Annotated in this window: 12 protein-coding genes and 1 other annotated feature; all 12 genes read right to left on the bottom strand. The window is 33.5% G+C overall.

Annotation, left to right across the window (positions count from 1 at the left end; all coding sequences use genetic code 11):
• Positions 1-90 precede the first annotated feature (90 nt).
• A complete protein-coding gene (locus tag OCV48_RS04985; RefSeq protein WP_262559092.1) occupies positions 91-2,781 on the bottom strand; it encodes a methyl-accepting chemotaxis protein in 2,691 nt (896 codons plus the stop codon).
• A 111-nt stretch (positions 2,782-2,892) separates the two neighbouring features.
• Positions 2,893-3,618, bottom strand: a complete 726-nt coding sequence (locus tag OCV48_RS04990; RefSeq protein WP_021982148.1) for a SigF/SigG family RNA polymerase sporulation sigma factor — start codon at positions 3,616-3,618, stop codon at positions 2,893-2,895.
• A gap of 10 nt (positions 3,619-3,628) precedes the next feature.
• Positions 3,629-4,090 (bottom strand): anti-sigma F factor, encoded by a 462-nt coding sequence (gene spoIIAB, locus OCV48_RS04995; RefSeq protein WP_394803240.1) that lies wholly within the window; start codon positions 4,088-4,090, stop codon positions 3,629-3,631.
• 5 nt (positions 4,091-4,095) lie between these two features.
• Complete coding sequence (gene spoIIAA, locus OCV48_RS05000; RefSeq protein WP_021982146.1) at positions 4,096-4,482, bottom strand: anti-sigma F factor antagonist; 387 nt, start codon at positions 4,480-4,482, stop codon at positions 4,096-4,098.
• 222 nt (positions 4,483-4,704) lie between these two features.
• Complete coding sequence (locus tag OCV48_RS05005; RefSeq protein WP_021982145.1) at positions 4,705-6,204, bottom strand: tetratricopeptide repeat protein; 1,500 nt, start codon at positions 6,202-6,204, stop codon at positions 4,705-4,707.
• Between the two features lie 30 nt (positions 6,205-6,234).
• The gene (locus tag OCV48_RS05010) at positions 6,235-6,435 is read right to left on the bottom strand and encodes a hypothetical protein (protein ID WP_147591305.1); all 201 of its coding nucleotides are present in this window, start codon (positions 6,433-6,435) and stop codon (positions 6,235-6,237) included.
• A 76-nt stretch (positions 6,436-6,511) separates the two neighbouring features.
• Positions 6,512-7,807 (bottom strand): bifunctional folylpolyglutamate synthase/dihydrofolate synthase, encoded by a 1,296-nt coding sequence (locus tag OCV48_RS05015; protein WP_147591306.1) that lies wholly within the window; start codon positions 7,805-7,807, stop codon positions 6,512-6,514.
• A 259-nt stretch (positions 7,808-8,066) separates the two neighbouring features.
• Positions 8,067-10,706 (bottom strand): valine--tRNA ligase, encoded by a 2,640-nt coding sequence (locus tag OCV48_RS05020; protein WP_147591307.1) that lies wholly within the window; start codon positions 10,704-10,706, stop codon positions 8,067-8,069.
• Between the two features lie 83 nt (positions 10,707-10,789).
• Positions 10,790-11,075, bottom strand: a binding site (T-box leader).
• A 611-nt stretch (positions 11,076-11,686) separates the two neighbouring features.
• Positions 11,687-12,868 (bottom strand): AAA family ATPase, encoded by a 1,182-nt coding sequence (locus OCV48_RS05025; protein WP_147591308.1) that lies wholly within the window; start codon positions 12,866-12,868, stop codon positions 11,687-11,689.
• 14 nt (positions 12,869-12,882) lie between these two features.
• Positions 12,883-13,722, bottom strand: a complete 840-nt coding sequence (locus tag OCV48_RS05030) for a hypothetical protein (RefSeq protein ID WP_147591309.1) — start codon at positions 13,720-13,722, stop codon at positions 12,883-12,885.
• Positions 13,723-13,737: 15 nt separating this feature from the next.
• Positions 13,738-15,027 carry a DUF5716 family protein gene (locus OCV48_RS05035; protein ID WP_147591310.1) on the bottom strand — a complete coding sequence of 430 codons (1,290 nt, stop codon included), beginning with the start codon at positions 15,025-15,027 and terminating at the stop codon, positions 13,738-13,740.
• Between the two features lie 39 nt (positions 15,028-15,066).
• The gene (locus OCV48_RS05040) at positions 15,067-18,615 is read right to left on the bottom strand and encodes a DUF5717 family protein (protein ID WP_021982138.1); all 3,549 of its coding nucleotides are present in this window, start codon (positions 18,613-18,615) and stop codon (positions 15,067-15,069) included.
• Between the last annotated feature and the right edge of the window lie 26 nt (positions 18,616-18,641).

The raw sequence follows: 18,641 nt of genomic DNA on the forward strand, positions 1-18,641 counted from the left end.
AACTTCTCTTTATTCTTTTATTAATTTATTATTTTTTATCAGTTGGTAGTTTTAAACATTCAAATCCTAGTCAATTCATCACAATATCCATTAATCTTCTGAATTAACTTCTTCTGAATCTGCCTCTTCAAAGCCTGCTTCTTCCATATTAACTTCTTCTGAATCAATTTCTTCTAAATTCGCCTCTTCTAAAGCGACTGCGTCTGAATCAGCTTCTTCCAGACTTACTTCCTCTGAATTTACATCGTCAGAATTAACTTCCTCTGGCTTAACTTCTTCTGAATTTATTTTCTCTAGAGCAGACTCTTCTTCCTTAGGTTCTTCCTGGTTTAATTCACTTTCAAGATATTCTCCGACCTTGAAAATGCTTACTGATTCATCAAGTTCTGTAGAATTAGTATTTAACTGTTTAACTGCACCATATAATACCTCAACAGCTTTCAACTGTTTATCAGCATTTCGGCTAAGTTCTGTAGATGCTGCTTCTGTTTCATTAGATGTTGCAGATATACTTGATATTGCCTCTAATGTATCATTCTTAGCCATCTCAATACCTTTAACATTTATTGAAATTGTATCCAAATCATGAGCAAGTGTTGTTACATGACCTTTTATATCCTGGAATACATTAACTGTAGTTCCAAGAGCTTCAGCCTGATAAGATACAATATCATCTGCCTTTCTGGCTGTCTCAATGGTTTTGCCCATTCTTTCCTGTATTCTGCTTACGATTTCACCAATCTGTCTACCTGCTTCACTTGACTGCTCAGCAAGTTTTCTTATCTCATCTGATACAACTGCAAATCCTCTGCCTGCTTCACCTGCCCTTGCTGCTTCAATACTTGCATTAAGAGAAAGAAGATTGGTTTCATCTGCAATCTCATTAATTGCTGCAATAATTGTATTAATCGCTTTAGATTCTCTCTCTAATTCATTAATATCATTAATAATATCTTTTGTTATCTTCGTTGTATCCTGAACCCTGTTGCCTAACTCTGATACAATAACCATTCCATCATCTACGGTATCCTGTGTCTGACTGGCTATTCTCTCTATTTCATTAGTATTTTCGTATACAACTGAAATCTTATCTGCCAAATCTGACATCTGATGCAAACAATTCTCTGTATCTTCTGACTGTTGTATTAATCCAGCTTCAATATAACCTATGGATTCAGTAATGTCCTTTGTGGCATTATAAAGTACTTCTGAATTGTCACTAACCTGACCTGCTGATTGCTGAACCTGCTCACTCACTTTTGTCATCTTGATGATAAGATGTTTAATACTCTTAATCATATTACCGATGTTCCCTGACAACAGATGGAATTCATCTTTACGCTTCATAGTGATTGTTCCTGTCAGATCACCCTCGGCTGTCTGTTTCATTACAGCATTAATCTTATTTATTGCTTTAGCTATTCCCATAGCAAGAAGTGAACCAACAATTACAGCTATTATACAGCATGCAATTATTGTAACAATTGTATATATCTTTATATCATTTGCCTTTTCAATAATTACATTCTTAGGAACCATTGCACAAACATAGCCATCACCGGTTGCTACTTTGTCATATAAGAATAAATATGACTCACCTTTATATTTGACATATGTATATCCGCCTTTTTCCTTTTCTTTAATCTTCTTAAAGAAGCTCTTATCGCTGAATGTAAAACTTTCTTTACCACTTATGACTTCATTTCCATCGCTTGTGATAAAACCTTTAATACTCTTATCACCAACTTTAGCATTGTCTAATATATCCTGGATAAATGATTTCTTAACATCAATTATCATATAACCAACTGGTTTATTATTGCTGTCATTAATCTTCTTTACAAGTGCAAGTGCGTAATCATCCTGACTGTAATTCATCAATTCATCAATTTCAGGGTGACTGCTGATCCAACACATATTATTCTCCATATTGGCTTCTACATATTTACCTGTTTCTGAATTAACAAATGCATTGTATAAATCCTTCTTCTTCACAACACCCGTATTAGATATTGAATTCTTCTGATTTTTACTAAATGCAATAATACTCTGGATATATTTATCAGCTACAGCCTCATTTACTACCGCACCTTTTGCTTCAATTTCGTAATTTGAATCATACATTCCACCGAAATGTGAACTAATTGCACTATTTACTGAAATACGTGTAGATGTCAATTCAATACTTTCAAATCCTAATTCGAAATACTCCTTTAACATATCAACACTAGTATATGTTAATGATTCAGCATTATCTTTAAGTCCCTGCTCTGACTTAGAATAAATAATAATGCCGACAATAATGAACAAACAGACAGGTAATAAAAACGCTCCTATCAACTTACTCTGTATTCCTCTTAATCTCGATATTTTCTTTATTTCCTCTAATCCAGCCACTTTATCTGTATTCTTATTACTATTCCTAACATTTTTCTCCCTAGGAACTTTAGGTTCTTTTACCTTCTTCTCATTTAGAATCTTCGGCTCTTTTACTTTTTTCTCCTTTGGGAGTCTTGGTTCTTTCGCCTTCTTCTCCTTTAGAATCTTCGGCTCTTTTACTTTTTTCTCCTTTGGGAGTCTTGGCTCTTTTGCCTTCTTCTCCTTCGGTTCTCTTACTTTCTTTTCCTTTTTAGGCTTTGGTTCTTTTATCTTATTTTTTGATGTTCTCTTATTATCCGCAGGATTAAGCTCATCATCTTCCATTTGCTCCAAAACCTCTATATTATTGGCGCTATTATCTACACCTTCTATATCTGTAGTGCCTTTATTCATTTCTTCCATCTTCCGCACACCTGCCTTTTTATCAGTATGCATCTATTATACAATAATATATACAAAATCTCTAGTCTTTTTGACGTTTTTTATGCTAATTTGTCTAATTTTAACAAAACTCTATGCTAAAATTTTCTTTTTCAGATTAAATAATATCTTTTTCTCCATTCGCGAAACCTGAACCTGGCTTATTCCCAATTTTTTAGCTATTTCTGACTGTGTTTTATCCTGAAAATATCTCATTATAATAATATTACGCTCAATTTCATCAAGCTCATTAAGTACCTGCTCCACAACCATGTTGTTTATAATTCTATCTACACTTTCTCCGCTGCTTTCTAAAGCCTTAATTCTATCGATTAAATATATCTCACTTCCATCATTCTGATATACTGACTTATATATACTTTCCACATCACTTATAGCCTCCATCGCCTGAACAATATCCTCGGTATTAAGACCTGTCTCTTTAGAAATCTCTTCAATCGTGGCTTCTCTTCCTAATCTCTGGGCTAACTCCTGTGATGCTCTCTTAATCTTCCAATTATTCTCCTTAATTGTTCTCGAAATCTTAACCAATCCATCATCTCTTATAAACCTTTTAATTTCACCCATAATCAACGGAACTGCATATGTCGAAAACTGCACTTCAAATGAATTGTCGAATTTATCAACTGCTTTAATCAATCCGATACAGCCAATCTGAAACAAATCTTCTAACTCAAAACCTCTGTTGCCAAATCTTTTGACAATGCTCCACACTAATCCTATGTTTTCCTGAACCAATATATCTCTGGCTCTTTTATCACCTTTATGTGCCATTTCAATCAGTGTTTTATTCTCCATAGGACACCACCTAATCCGGTTTTCTCAGATTTTTCTTCATTAAAACCGTAGTTCCATTGCCAGGTGCTGAATCTACTTCTAAACTATCCATAAATATTTCCATAAATGAAAATCCCATTCCTGAACGCTCTTCTTCAGGTTTACTTGTATATAGTGGCTGCATAGCCTGTTCAACATTAGCTATTCCCACGCCTTTATCTTTAATCTTGATAGTAACTTCTCTTCCTTTTAACACACATTCCATCTCTATAATACCTTCATCTGTACCATAACCATGAATAATCGAATTAGTAACAGCCTCTGATACTGCTGTCTTTATATCCTCTATCTCTTCTAAGGTCGGGTCTAGCCTTGTAACAAATGCCGCTGCAACTATCCTTGCAAATGATTCGTTTTCTGATTTGCTGCTGAATTCAACACACATTCTGTTATAATTAATATTTTTCCCATTTATTTTGTCAATATTTTCCATTATCATTAATCTTCTCCTCCATTCAAATCAGCTATGGCATTTTCCATAGAATCATACTTTTTTATAATTTTATTAAGTCCTGAAAATAACAATATCTTCTCAACATTTCTCCCTACATTTATCACAGCTACCTTTCCCCCAAGACTATGTACCATTTTATAACGCCCCATAATAACACCTATACCAGAGCTATCCATAAATTCTGTTTTATCAAAATCAAATAAAATGTTTCTGATACCATTATCATATATTTTCTTGTCCGCCATTTTCCTTATCGCAACCGCATTATGATGATCTAATTCTCCATTAACGTGGATTATCAGCGTTTTCAAATCAATTTCGTACTCACTTTCATCATATTCCTGATTAATTAATTCTTCTTTATATCTCATTTCTTTCTCCCTCCCGATAAAATATTTTCAATATAGATTAGTTTGTCATAAATTAAGCATTTGTTTTATCTTTCTTTTAATTTCCTAATTCTATATGGTTTCCACAAAATCTCTGATATTTGATTAAAATTTTGTGCATTTTTCTAAATAAAAAGAAGGACAACTCTTCATAAGCTATCCTTCTTGTGTACTTTAAATTCCATTATATTATATGGATTATGATTATTTATCAGTAATGGCTACAATTCTTGCCTGTACATTCTCAGTTGCTTTCGCATCAAGTCCCTCTGTCTTAGCAAAGGTGTCATTAATAAGACTTGATAAATTCTTAAGTGCTCTTTCCTTGTAGCCTGCTGCCGCTGCTACATCCTGACCTAATGCTAACGTATACTGCTTCTCATATGCCTCACCAAGCTTGTCTGCTGCTGAAACATAATCAATAGAAGTAAAATTATATAAGAAGCATTTTGTTAAATCTTCTATTGCCTTATCATAAGCCTCTAATGTATTAGCTGAAGCTAACTCATTTCTGCCATTATTATAATAATTAGCTGCTGCCTGATTATATACTTCTGGCTGAATCGAATTGTATAATGTGGTAAATGTCTCGGAACGCGCATTATTAGTTATCTTCTGTAATGAATCTGCACAATTAATATAGTCTTTGGTATTAAAATAATTAATTGCAGTTATAAGGTTATCATAATCTGCAAGAATCTGTGTGTTTTCATTTCCTTTAGAATCAAGCTGTCCTGATAAATCTGTCTTTTCACCCTCTAATGATGCTATCTTACTCTCTAACTCTTTCTTACCATTATTAAGTGTTTCTATCTGAGAATTTAACTTTAATACTTCTTTATTATGACTATCTTTAAGAGTTTTCTCCTTAGTAGGAACTAATAAGAAAAATGTCATTGCAACACCGATAATCAGACCTATTACAACGTTAATAACTGTAATCATTCCTGAATTAGATTCCCTGTATACACTACGTCTTTTAGGTATAATCACATCATATCCATTTCGTAATTCCTTTTCGGTCTGTTCCTTATCATAATCACGTATTTTATCTTTCTTGATTTCTTTACCGATATCAATTCTCTTGGTATCTGTTTCAATATTTATCTCTTTCAGATATTTTTTAGCTAACGGATTATTTGTATCAATCTTTAAGGCTTTCATAATAGGCTTTCTGGCTCTATCATAATCGCCTTTCTTCATATACAATAATGCAAGTAATAAATGCCCCTTAATCAGGTTAGGATTAGTATTTAATACTTTCTTAAGCTGGATTACAGCTAAATCATCGCTTCCCTGCTTAGCATAATTTAAAGCATAATTGTATTTCTTAATTGTCTGGTTGATTGTATCTAATCTCACAGGATTAGACTGTAATCTCTTTATGTAATCATCTGCAATATTCTTATCCGGCTGGAAATTCTTACTTATAATCCATTCCGAAAAAGCCTGTACTGCCTCTCCCATTTCGAAATATACCAGTCCTAATAAATTTCTTGCATTTGTATTCTTCTTATCAAGTCTTACACTTCTTCTAAGTAACTCACATGCACCTGTCAAGTCTCTAATCTGGGCTTTTGCAAGTCCCATATTATAATATGCATTTGACAATCTTACAATCTTCTTATATACAGCCACATCTGCTCCACAACTGTTACAGAAATCGTTACTTGAAAGTACGCTGTTACATCTATAGCATCTCATCTTAATTTTAATCTCCATTCTGCAGATATTTTAGTCATTATTCTTCATTTCTTTTAACATTTCAAGCACAACATCTGTTATATCTTTGATATTACTATTGTATATTGCATCTTCTGTCTCATCTACTTCAAGACTTGGACTGAATTTCTTTATTTCTTCATCATAATTAATCATAGGATTACCCTTTCTTTCTAAATAAATATTATCTGTATATCTTAAATCTATCTGCAAATACTATTAATTCTGCAAATTATTTTTATCATGTTAATTTTTTGGTATGCATATGTCTTAATCCGGCGAATTAACTTTAATTCTGCAGGCTTTTTTTAATCTCGCCAACTAAATATAGTGAGCCTACGCAGAAAAGCACATCTTCTTCTTTTTTCGCATCTACAGCCTGCCGGAATGCCTGACTTACATCTTCATTTACTGAAATGTTCGCCTCACAACCGTATTTTCTGAAATCTTCATAGATTTTATCTGTCTCTAAGCCTCTGTCCGAATCTATTCGTGTTATATATACATTCTTTACTTCAGTTTCTGATAGCTTAGAAACCATATATTCATAATCTTTATCCTTAACTACTGAAAACAAAATGTTCTTATCACCGGTACATTCATATTCATTAAATGTTTTTATGAACTCATCTATCCCCGGGCCATTATGCGCACCATCTAATATGATACCCGGCATAATCATTTCCATTCTGCCCTCCCAGTGTACATTTGCAATTCCTGACTTAACTAAATCTTTCATATTCCTTATCTCCGGCATACACTCAATTGTCTTAATAGCGACAGCCGCATTCTGTACCTGATACTCAGATATAAAAGGAACTGAGAATATATCATTTAAATAATACTCACTAACTATTGAAAAATCAACACTTTTATTCGTTTTTTTGATTATTTTATAATTATCTACAAGAACTTTTACTGTTTTCGCCTGCATTTTTTCTGCAACATCACTAATCACATCTGATACTCTCTCATCTGCTCCCCAATATATTACGGGAACATATTTTTTAATAATTCCCGCTTTCTCCACAGCAATCTTCTCTATCGTGTCACCCAAATATTCCATATGGTCCATTCCGATTGAAGTAATAACTGTAAGATATGGTGACAGCATAGAATTAGTTGCATCAAGTCGTCCGCCAAGTCCCGTCTCTAAGACTATGTATTCCACAGCTTCTTTATTAAAATTCCACATTGCCATAAGAAATAAGAATTCAAAATATGATGGATGTGGATAATCCTCTTGTTTCATCTTATCCACGACATTTTTTACCTCATTGAATGCCTGTACAAACTCTTCATCACTTATTTCTTTGTTATTTATTCGTATTCTTTCATTAATATGTACAAGGTGTGGCGAAATAAAAAGTCCTGTTTTCTTCCCACAATTGACAAGTACATTAGATAATATTGCACATACTGTACCTTTTCCGTTAGTACCTGCAACATGTATAATCTTCATCTTGTTACTCTCGTCTTGTTTTATTCCTAACTCCTCTAGGAATCTTCTTGTATGTTCAAGAGAATTCTTACTTGTGAACTTCGGAATATTATCTATGTATTCTACAACATCTTCGTATTTCATACTAATCCTCATTTCTGAGTGGTTTATCTCCATTCAATTGTTTAACAACGATTATAGGAATTATTTTATGATTTTGCAAGCAAATGTTATCACGTAATTTCGACAATTAGCTAATTAGCCTAATCTGTTTTTAGATTTTTCTCACCAAATGCATCAAACTCATTAAAAAAAATCTATTACCATACCCGCTCAAATAAATAGCTGTATGAAAAATCACATACAAAATTTGATTTTCCATACAGCTAAAAACAAATTATCCTTATTTCATAAGATGAGCAAGTTGTGTCTTAACCTGTTCCATCATCTGCATATATTTAGCCTGCTTTGCTTTCTCTTCTTCAATCTTAGCAGCAGGTGCTTTGCTTACGAATTTCTCATTAGAAAGCATTCCATTAGAACGTGCAAGTTCTTTAGAAAGCTTCTCTTCTTCTTTCTTAAGTCTTTCTATTTCTTTTTCAATATCTACTAATTCAGCGAATGGCATATAGATTGTAGCTTCAGGTATAACTGTTGATACCGCATCTTCACCGATTCCATTCTTATCTGTCTGTATAATAACCTCGCTTGCATATGCTAAAGTCTGGAAGAACACTCTGCCCTCTTCAAATATACCTGCAACCTTATTGCTTTCTGTTACAACATATACCTGTGCTTTCTTAGATGGTGGAACATTCATTCCTGCTCTTACATTTCTGATATTGTAAACAGCCTGTTTGATTAATTCAACATCCTCTTCTTCTTTCTCGAAATTAAATTCGTCCTTATATTCAGGCCATTTTGTTACCATAAGTGATTCCGCATCTTCATTTAATGTACAATAAATCTCTTCTGTAACGAATGGCATATATGGATGAAGTAGCTTAAGTGATGTTTCAAGAACTGACTTAAGGGTGTAAAGTGCCGCATCTTTTGTTGTGTTGTCTTCACTGTATAATCTTGGTTTAACCATTTCAATATACCAGTCACAGAACTCTTCCCAGATAAAGTTATAAAGCTTATCTGCAGCAACTCCTAATTCGTATTTATCGATATTTTCTGTCACATCTTTAATAAGTTTATTTGCCTTTGATAATATCCATTTATCAGCATCTGTAAGTGTGCTTACAGGAACTTCCTTAATACCACCTTCAGGCATATTCATCATTATGAATCTTGATGCATTCCATACTTTATTAGCAAAGTTTCTGCTTGCTTCAACTCTTTCATAATAGAAACGCATATCGTTACCAGGTGCATTTCCCGTAATAAGTGTAAATCTCAATGCATCAGCACCGTATTTATCTATAACTTCAAGTGGGTCAATACCATTTCCAAGAGATTTACTCATCTTACGACCCTGTGAATCTCTTACAAGTCCATGGATTAAAACAGTGTTAAATGGTACCTTTCCTGTATGTTCAAGTCCTGAAAACATCATTCTGATTACCCAGAAGAAAATGATATCATATCCTGTTACAAGTACACTTGTTGGATAGAAATAATCTAACTCTTCTGTCTTATCTGGCCAGCCAAGTGTTGAGAATGGCCATAATGCTGAACTGAACCATGTATCAAGTGTATCAGGGTCCTGGCGCATCTTCTTACCACATTTTGGACAACATACTTCATTTTCTTTACTTACCACCATTTCGCCACAGTCGTCACAGTAAAATGCTGGAATTCTGTGTCCCCACCATAACTGTCTTGAAATACACCAGTCACGAATTCCCTCTAACCAATGATAATATGTCTTATCAAAATGAGGAGGAACGAACTTGGTATCACCATTTTTAACGGCTTCAATTGCAGGTTTAGCAAGCTCTTTCATACTTACAAACCACTGTTTTGAAACTCTTGGTTCAACTGTAGTATGGCAGCGGTAACATGTACCAACGTTATGCTCATGGTCTTCTACTTTAACTAAATATCCACCTGCCTCTAGGTCTGCTACGATAGCCTTTCTTGCCTCGTATCTATCCATTCCTGCATATTTAGGATATTCGTCAACAATCTTTGCATCTTCAGTCATTACATTTAATACTGGAAGATTATGTCTTAAACCAACCTCGAAATCGTTAGGGTCATGTGCCGGAGTAATCTTAACTACACCCGTACCAAAATCTATACCAACATAATCATCTGCTACAACCGGAATCTCTCTTCCTACTAATGGAAGAATTAAGGTTTTGCCAACTGCGTCTTTATATCTTTCATCATCAGGGTTAACTGCTACTGCTGTATCACCTAATAATGTCTCAGGTCTGGTTGTTGCGAGTTCAAGATATCCTGAACCATCTTTAAATGGATATCTTAAATGCCAGAAATGTCCTGCCTGATCCTCATATTCAACCTCTGCATCTGAAATAGATGTAAGACAATGAGGACACCAGTTGATAATTCTTTCTCCTCTATAAATAAGTCCTTTATTATAGAGATTTACAAATACTTCTTTTACAGCCTTGTTACAACCATCATCCATTGTAAATCTTTCTCTGTCCCAGTCACATGAAGAACCTATCTTCTTTAACTGTGCAACAATTCTTCCGCCATACTGTTTCTTCCATTCCCAGGCTCTTTCTAAGAACTTATCTCTTCCGATTTCTTCCTTAGTTATGCCCTCTTCACGCATTTTTTCAACAATTTTAGCTTCTGTTGCAATTGAGGCGTGGTCAGTTCCTGGTACCCATAATGCTTCATATCCCTGCATTCTCTTTGTTCTGATTAAGATATCCTGAATTGTATTATCTAATGCATGTCCCATATGGAGCTGTCCTGTAATATTTGGAGGTGGCATAACGATAGTAAATGGTTTCTTACTTCTGTCTACCTCTGCATGAAAATATTTCTTATTTGTCCATTTGTCATAAAGTCTCTGCTCAATATCAGCAGGATTATAATTCTTCTCTAATTCTTTTGCCATTATTGACTTCCTTTCTAATGTTATTTTAATAATATTTCCTAATAAGTAAAAACGCCCTCTTTGAAACATATCAGCTACATTCCAAAAAGGGCGTATATCACGCGGTACCACCTTTATTTACGACTATCATCGTGTCTCATCTTATCCTATAACGTGGACGGTTCCGTTATGACCTACTGATTATATAAAATATGCTGATGCTCTTTGCTATTACAAATCAAACATCTGCTTATTCTAATCTTCTATAAAATGTTCAGCCATACTGCTTAAAAGCTACCTTCAAAGGTCACTGCCTTAGTAATCTTTCAGCCTGCGAATTACTTTCTCTTTAAGGGTTAACCTTTTACTCCTCTTTATCACTGCATTTATAATATTAACTTTTTTAATGATAAAGGTTTTAAAAATATTTGTCAAGATAAAACCTCTAATAAACGCTAATTTTTATAAACCGATATTGCACATACAGATTGGAGAAAATCATCTTTGTACAGGCATTTGCATATATAAATATTGAAACGTTTGTATGAATTGCTAATTTGGCGGTATCATTTTCCGGCTCTTTTGATTATTTATGTTCATTCAACATCCAGAACATTTAAACCAAAAAGTCCGTCTATGCCACACACTTGATTTATGACGTATCGTGTGTGTGAGTTATATGCCGTCAGAAGCAAAAGGTCGGTGCAGTTAATCACCGTTCAAGCGAAGCGCGTTTGATTGGCTGCACCGTAATAAACTTTGCTGATGACGGCATTTACTCACACCAGATAAAGGAATTATGAAAGTGTGTGTCATAGACGGACACCTTGGCTTAATTGTCTGTCTGGTGAATGTACACAAAATCCGAGCCGAAAAATGATACCTGACAAATTTACGCAATTCCCACAAGTTGTTCCAATATTTATATATCAAATCGCCTGTACATATGATTATTAAATATATCTGTATGTGCAACAGGTTTATAAAAAAATCAGCGTTTATTAGAGTTTTTCTTCGTAGGCATCAAGTATTCCCATTAATTCAGTGCTGTTCTCTTTATCATTCATAATTATATTTTTAACCTCTTCTCTTGCATTGCCTATAACTTCTGTATTATAATCCAGCGATTTTTTGAGACTGTTTCTTCTATTCATCAAATGATTCTTTATTTCATTCATATCACTTGGATTAATAATTGCATATGCCTGACTTATCCATACATTCTGGTCTTTGACATTCATATTTTTTAATAACTGCACTAATTCATCTTCCGCATCAGCCAGTCTGCTCGATGCCTTATTATAGACTTCGTGTTCTTTTTTTAGTGTCAAATATGCACCCCATATTTTATTTAATTGATAGGCACTTTTTACACCATGTTTTTCGTATGAATATGTAAGTCGTCCCGCAATATTTACATATTTTAACTTGATTTTATTAAGCAATCCGATTGCCCTGTTATATTTTATCTCACTTAATCTAAGTTCATTTATTGTCTGATTATGGAGGTAAAATATTCCGGCTGCAAATATGGCTGTGATTCCAATCAGCAAATATATTAACAGGCTGGTATCTTTATTAAATGCATAATTGACTATAAGAAATAATAAGAACAACACTGCAAATGCTATTATTCCTATCTTTGAGGCACCATTTATAAGATAAAGTCTGTTCTTGTATTCCTGTATCTCCATCTTTAATCCGGCTTTTTCACCCTCTAAATATTTCATATCCGTCTTGACTGTCTGGCAATAACTTTCATCTTCTGACATCTGCTTTAAAATGTCTTTTATATCATCTTCACATTCTTTCATATGACTGAACTGCTTTTCAGATAATTTTGCCATAGAACGTCCAAAGTCTCTTCTATCCTTATCTAATACCACAATTTTTTTCGCAATGTTTTTCAATCTTTCTTCCTGTGTATCAGGTAACTCTTCTATTATCTGTATATCAGTAAGATAAGAATTTACTGTCTGATACTCAACCTTTAACTCTGCAATTCTTGAATTAGCACCCATTATTCTGTCACAACAATTCTCTATTGTCTGCTTCTTCTGTTCTAATGTCTCCGCCTGCATAGGCTCGGGTTTAATATAAACTGCCTCGTTATCTTCACTTGTTATCTCTAATTCGTCAAGATAATCCGTTTCTTCCGTTTTATTTCTTCTGAACAATCTCATCTCTATAGTGTCTCCTAACCTATATTACTTCTATAATCATTCTTCCACTCATCAAGAACTTCCTGAACATTCACATAATAATCATCAAGGTTATGTCTGCCATCATATATAAATGTCTGAGATAAATTCTCATATTCAGTTCCATTGTTAATCTGTTCCCAGATATCCTTAACCTCTTCACTGCATTTAAGAACCAGTTCAGAATTAATCTCATTCTCTTTAGTAAAATCAATGTCCTCCTTAATGCCTGAATATTTCATCGCAAATTTGACATTAATAATCTCCTTTAAGGCTTCATCAGATGATTTTAATTCGTACGAATGTTTGAATTTTTCTAATGCTTCTTTTAAATAAAACATTCTGCCCTCTATTTTACCAATTCCTAAGTATACCCCTGCATAGAATTCATTGCTTTCTCTTTTATATATATTGTTATTCAGAATATTTTCATATGTCTTTAACGCACTTCCAAGCTTGCCATTTTCAAAAAGCATATCAGCTCTTGTTTTCATTCGCTCTAACATTCCTTTTGAACTGATAGTCTTTAATTCCTTTTCAAATGCTTTGATTTCTGTTTCGCTGTAATAACGGGAAGATTTTATAATTATCATAACAAGCTCTGCGAAATTCATTCTCTGTCCCATTGCATACATAAGCTTTTGTGCAACCTTTGGCAGATTAAGATTGTTTTCAATATAATCGCAAAGTCCCTCATTAAAGAAACCATCATCTACAAAATATGCGTTATTGTACAGATAGTATGCAAATTCTTCAATAGAATATATATTTAAGTCTGCATCGGCTATCCTGTATGGAACATCTGCTTTTCTACTGCATAAAATCAATCCACTCATACACTTCTCCATTTCTTACAGATAATCTTCTATATCAATTACCCTTTTCACCATTTCTTCGCTTGACTTAAAGAAATCACCAAAGCCTAAATCTTTCACCACCACTATGCATTGTCTGTCATTCCTATAAGCTAACACAATCTCAATTCGTGTTGTCTTATTAGGGCGTGGTGGAAAGCCTCGTAAATCTATCACTATTTCTTTCTCACTCTTGCTAAGTGAAGATACTATTTTAAGTCTTAATTCTTTAGAATCATCTAATATTCCCTCTGCTCTTGCGCCTGCTTCGTACCAGTTGGTTCCTGCTTTTGACAATATGACTGGTATATTCTTGTCATCTTTTTCGACTTCTACTTCGATATTAACTAATGTTCTTCCCGAACATACAAACTGATAACTGTCAGCATTACCTATACCAATCTGACTAAGATTAGCGTAGCCTGCACCCTTAACAAACAGGTTATATCCCTGGAATACTCTTCGTTTACTGCATAAGAACCTTATCGAATCTTCCATCCATTTCTCATAGAAGCCGACACCTGTCAGGAATACTGCTGACACAATATGTTTACTACATAACTTCTTAAGAAGCTCTAAGAATTTCGTATCCATTTCTAGTCTGCCCTGTTCAGTCTGTAAATCACTCACTTTGAACTTCTGTGTCATATCCATCTCTTCGACTACAATCGGCTGTGGTACTCTTGCTCTTACAGTTGTGAGTAATCTTACCAGAAACTGATGCTTTGTAAAATCAAATATCAGCACATCATTTACCCATATTTCCTTTTTCTGTGAAATCATATAATATATAATGCTTTCTGAATGACCGATAATTTTTACGTGTTCCCTGTCATAGCCCATATCATTTAAAACATTTCTAATAAGGTTAACAAGAATACGGTCCGGATATTCAACTGTTACAGATATATAATCAGGCTGCACAATGTGATAATTGCTTTTAAGTATTTTAAACAATCCCTCGAAGAAATGCTTTAATATCTCATATCCCGTATAAGTATTGTTACTTACAACTATACTTTTCTCAGATAAAATTGTCTTAAGGATATCATCAGCTAATATAGCCTCGCCATTCTTTTCCCTAAGCAATGCATCATCACCTATGCACCATTCATCACTATTATTTAATTTTCCTATTTCCGTTGGAATAAGATATTTCTGTTCGCCTGCAATTGTACTTACTGAATCCGGCTCTGCCATATTTCCCATACAATACGCAATCTGCGTGTAATCTCTACACAAATCTATCGAAACGGATATTAAGTTGTTCGCTGTCTTTGTACTCAACTTAGTTCCTCCATATTTTAACATCAAAAGACATCTGTGCTACCTGAACAAATGCTTCACAAGTTCATTATTTACATAATATTTTCCGGCAAGTTCGCTTATCATTCCCTCTTGTTTCATCTCCATACACATAAGTATATCATTTAACATTCCATATCTTGACTGACTTGCCTCAACATTTCTGTCATCAAGCTGGTGGTCTTTACTCTCTGTCACGCGGCTTTCACCATCTGAAATCTCTGTTATATAATAATTTAACTTTTCTCCATAGAATAACGTAAAAGACTTTGTATACATTCCCGTAAAGCAACACTTCATCTCTTCAGTCGTGTACTCTTTCTCCTCATTATTACCTGTTTCAAGATAATAACTAATAAGAACCTTATCCTGTGGCTCTGCTCTGTATACTATCGTTGTCTTATCTAGTATTCTGTCCGGCACTGCAAACCATTTAGTGAACTGTTTATAGAAATCAAATATTATAGTCTTCTTATCTAAATATTTCATACAATCCATGCATATTTCCTTATTAGTATCAGAAATAGTCTTCTTATCAGACTGGTATTTAAGGTATGCACATTTGCATATATCCATAATATTTTTGTCAAATACCAGCTCATCACCTAAGTGTTTGAAAAACATATCATCTACTGGATTCTCCCTGATGAAATATTCGTGCGACATAAAGAATAAATATGCATATCTTATTACTTCGCTTGCACCTTTTTTATAATAAGAATCATAGATTGTAACCACACTTGAAATAAATGTCCTTGAAAATAACATCTGTGCAATAAGTCTTTCCTCTAAGTCCCTGCTTTCAAATTCAAATTCCTTAGAGACACGCCATATCTCCATCATTTCCTTAGTCGTTCCATAATAATATCTGCACAGATAATCTAAAATAATTTCATTGTATTTTCCCTTAGAAAATGCATAATTACAATATTCTAATAATTGCTTATCTTCTTCTATCTCCTTATCTTCCTTAAGTCTCCTTGAGCAATATTTAAGTATCTTACGTGGGTCTATATCGCTATAACCATATTCTATAAGATATTTTTCCGCATACTCATATAAGCCACGCATAATCATAAGTTCTATAACACTCACTCTTGACTTTCTCTTAAGTCTGCTTACGTCTATGCTCATTAGATATTCATCTAATTCTTCGCCATCATAATTATTAGAATAATATTCTATAATGTCCTGTATGATATAATCTTTGTAAACTTCTTCAAAATCATCACTTATCATAACTTCTTTAAAGAGACTTACACCTGATGGAATACTCTTATGATATTTTAGTGTCTGCTCACATTCTTTCGCCATCAGATAAATATTTTCCGGATTTCTTTCTAATGCAATCTTATTTAATCCTTTATCATCATATAATTTTGTCAATGTATAATTAATTGTGTTATGATAAATATTTCCATTAATATCCTTTAATAACACAACTGCGTCATCCGTATAAATATTTATATATGCAATTCCTTTATTAATAACAAATGTCTGCTCATTCACAATCTCTTTATGTCTGACAATAACTTCCTTAATTCTATCATTGTCACATTCAAGCTTCCATGTGTTAAGAATTTTCACAAGATTCTTCTCATTCTCCTCAGTAATCATCTCTTCTGTAAGTACATCTGCATATACTACAGAAATAAATCTGTCTATTTCTCCATTTCGCAATTTATCTAATGCAAAATGCTCCATATTTCTTCTATAATTCTTGTATACATTTGGCTGCTTATCCTTATTTCTTATAATCAGACCATAGAAAAATGCTTCTCTGTTCATAAGCTGGTTACCATTGTATACATAGTACATAAGCACAGTATTAGGAACTATACCATCATAATCCTCTGGCATCGAGTATACATAATATTCATACAATCTTGTGACCTGTATATCAGCAGTTACACCCTTAGCATACCATTTGAAATACTTCTCATCTGTCTTATTACCTCTGATTAACAGACTTATAATTGCAGTTAAGATTATTTTATTCTCAAATTTATCATAGAGTTTAACAAGAATATTGAACAAAAGAGGTCTGAAATTCTTCTCAAGCATTGCAAGTTCAGATATCTGGACTGCAAGTCTTAAATCTATCGCATCATATTTACTTCCGAAATTAAGCACCTGTAACTCAAATGAATTAATAACTCTTAACAATGCCGGCTGTTTGTTTAATACATACAATGCCTCATAGTACATAAGCGTACTTCTGCAGCCTATCTTATACTGTTCTTTAATTCTTGTTAATTTAAGACTTTTATTATTCTCAAATGATGTATCAATATATAGAAGTATCCATAGCAGCTGCCATTTATCGTATCCATTTTCATAGTATTTTCTAATAATATCCGTAGCAATAATTGTCTGCTCTAACTTTCTCTTCTGCAAAGTTCTTACATAGAGATAGTAGCAATATAATACTACGTTTTCCTCTTTCTTATCTAATATCTCCTCTGCTACACTGTCTATAAGCCATTTTGCTTCTTCATCTCTTCTTCTCGAAATATACATCTGTGCCTGTAGAAGTTTTAAAAATGGCATATCATCTCTGAAACCTCTGGCTCTCTCAATTAAAACATTCGAATTCTCTGCCCATGTATCAATACTGCTCTTTCTCATTCTGAAATTAAGATATTGTTCATTAAGGCTTGCAATACACTTCTTAATCTCATGATTTGCCGAATCTATTTCTCCTGTATTATCAATAGAAATCTCACATTCTAAACACTGGTTCATCGTATAAAATTTGATTTTTCCATAATTCATTCCACTATGCAATTTGGAAATATCTATAAGATATCTGAATTCATAATTATTTCCCGCAAAATCATCTTCAGTAATATTCTTCTTATATTCCGTTATAAAATCTCCGTCCACATCTACCTTAATATCTATGTATCCCCATGTATTTCTGGTAAGAGTAAGAATATCTCCATATGATTCTTCTAACATATCATACTCTCTTAATGTATCTGAAAGCTCTATCTTTACTTCCTGCTTCTTATTAATAGCAAGCATAAATTCCTCTAAAGCACGCTTTTTACTATAACTGTTGATAAGTCCATTATAAAGGCTCTTATCAGCCACATTATCTTTAAGAATAATTCTCTCGAAATCTTTCGACAGAAACATCTTAAGTCCCTCGTCATATTCCTGCTTAACAAGGTTAATGAAATGAAACAGATTCGATATATCGCCTATGGAAGATGGAATACTCTCTTCCTTAACAGCAATAGTATATGGTATAAAAAGTTCTCCACCATTGCTTACGATATTCACACGGCCTTTTATAACATCCCCGATTTCACTATTTTTGCCATCTATTACATACTCTATCTTATTATTTCTGCCAACAAACTGGTCATTAATTATCTTGAATTTCTCGCACGTAGAATAAACTATCCCTTTTAGTTCATTGTCATCTTTACTAAAAATCTCAAATGAGCCATGGTATAGTTCTCCTGCTTCTATTGATTTATCAATATCTGTAACCGATACTTCAACCTCCGGAAGATTATATTCAATTATGCCTCTTGATAACTTCCCAATTAGTTCTTTCAAAAAAATACCTCTTTCTGTATATCTGT

Source organism: Bovifimicola ammoniilytica, from assembly GCF_025567085.1.
In the GTDB taxonomy this organism is placed as follows: domain Bacteria; phylum Bacillota; class Clostridia; order Lachnospirales; family Lachnospiraceae; genus Bovifimicola; species Bovifimicola ammoniilytica.

Excerpts from the sequence above, each read along its gene's own strand:
- OCV48_RS04990 (WP_021982148.1), bottom strand. The coding sequence starts at position 3,618 with ATGGAGAATAAAACACTGATTGAAATGGCACATAAAGGTGATAAAAGA.
- OCV48_RS05030 (WP_147591309.1), bottom strand. The coding sequence starts at position 13,722 with ATGAGTGGATTGATTTTATGCAGTAGAAAAGCAGATGTTCCATACAGG.
- OCV48_RS05005 (WP_021982145.1), bottom strand. The coding sequence starts at position 6,204 with ATGAGATGCTATAGATGTAACAGCGTACTTTCAAGTAACGATTTCTGT.
- spoIIAB (WP_394803240.1), bottom strand. The coding sequence starts at position 4,090 with ATGGAAAATATTGACAAAATAAATGGGAAAAATATTAATTATAACAGA.
- OCV48_RS05025 (WP_147591308.1), bottom strand. The coding sequence starts at position 12,868 with ATGAGATTGTTCAGAAGAAATAAAACGGAAGAAACGGATTATCTTGAC.
- spoIIAA (WP_021982146.1), bottom strand. The coding sequence starts at position 4,482 with ATGAGATATAAAGAAGAATTAATTAATCAGGAATATGATGAAAGTGAG.
- OCV48_RS05020 (WP_147591307.1), bottom strand. The coding sequence starts at position 10,706 with ATGGCAAAAGAATTAGAGAAGAATTATAATCCTGCTGATATTGAGCAG.
- OCV48_RS05015 (WP_147591306.1), bottom strand. The coding sequence starts at position 7,807 with ATGAAATACGAAGATGTTGTAGAATACATAGATAATATTCCGAAGTTC.
- OCV48_RS04985 (WP_262559092.1), bottom strand. The coding sequence starts at position 2,781 with ATGGAAGAAATGAATAAAGGCACTACAGATATAGAAGGTGTAGATAAT.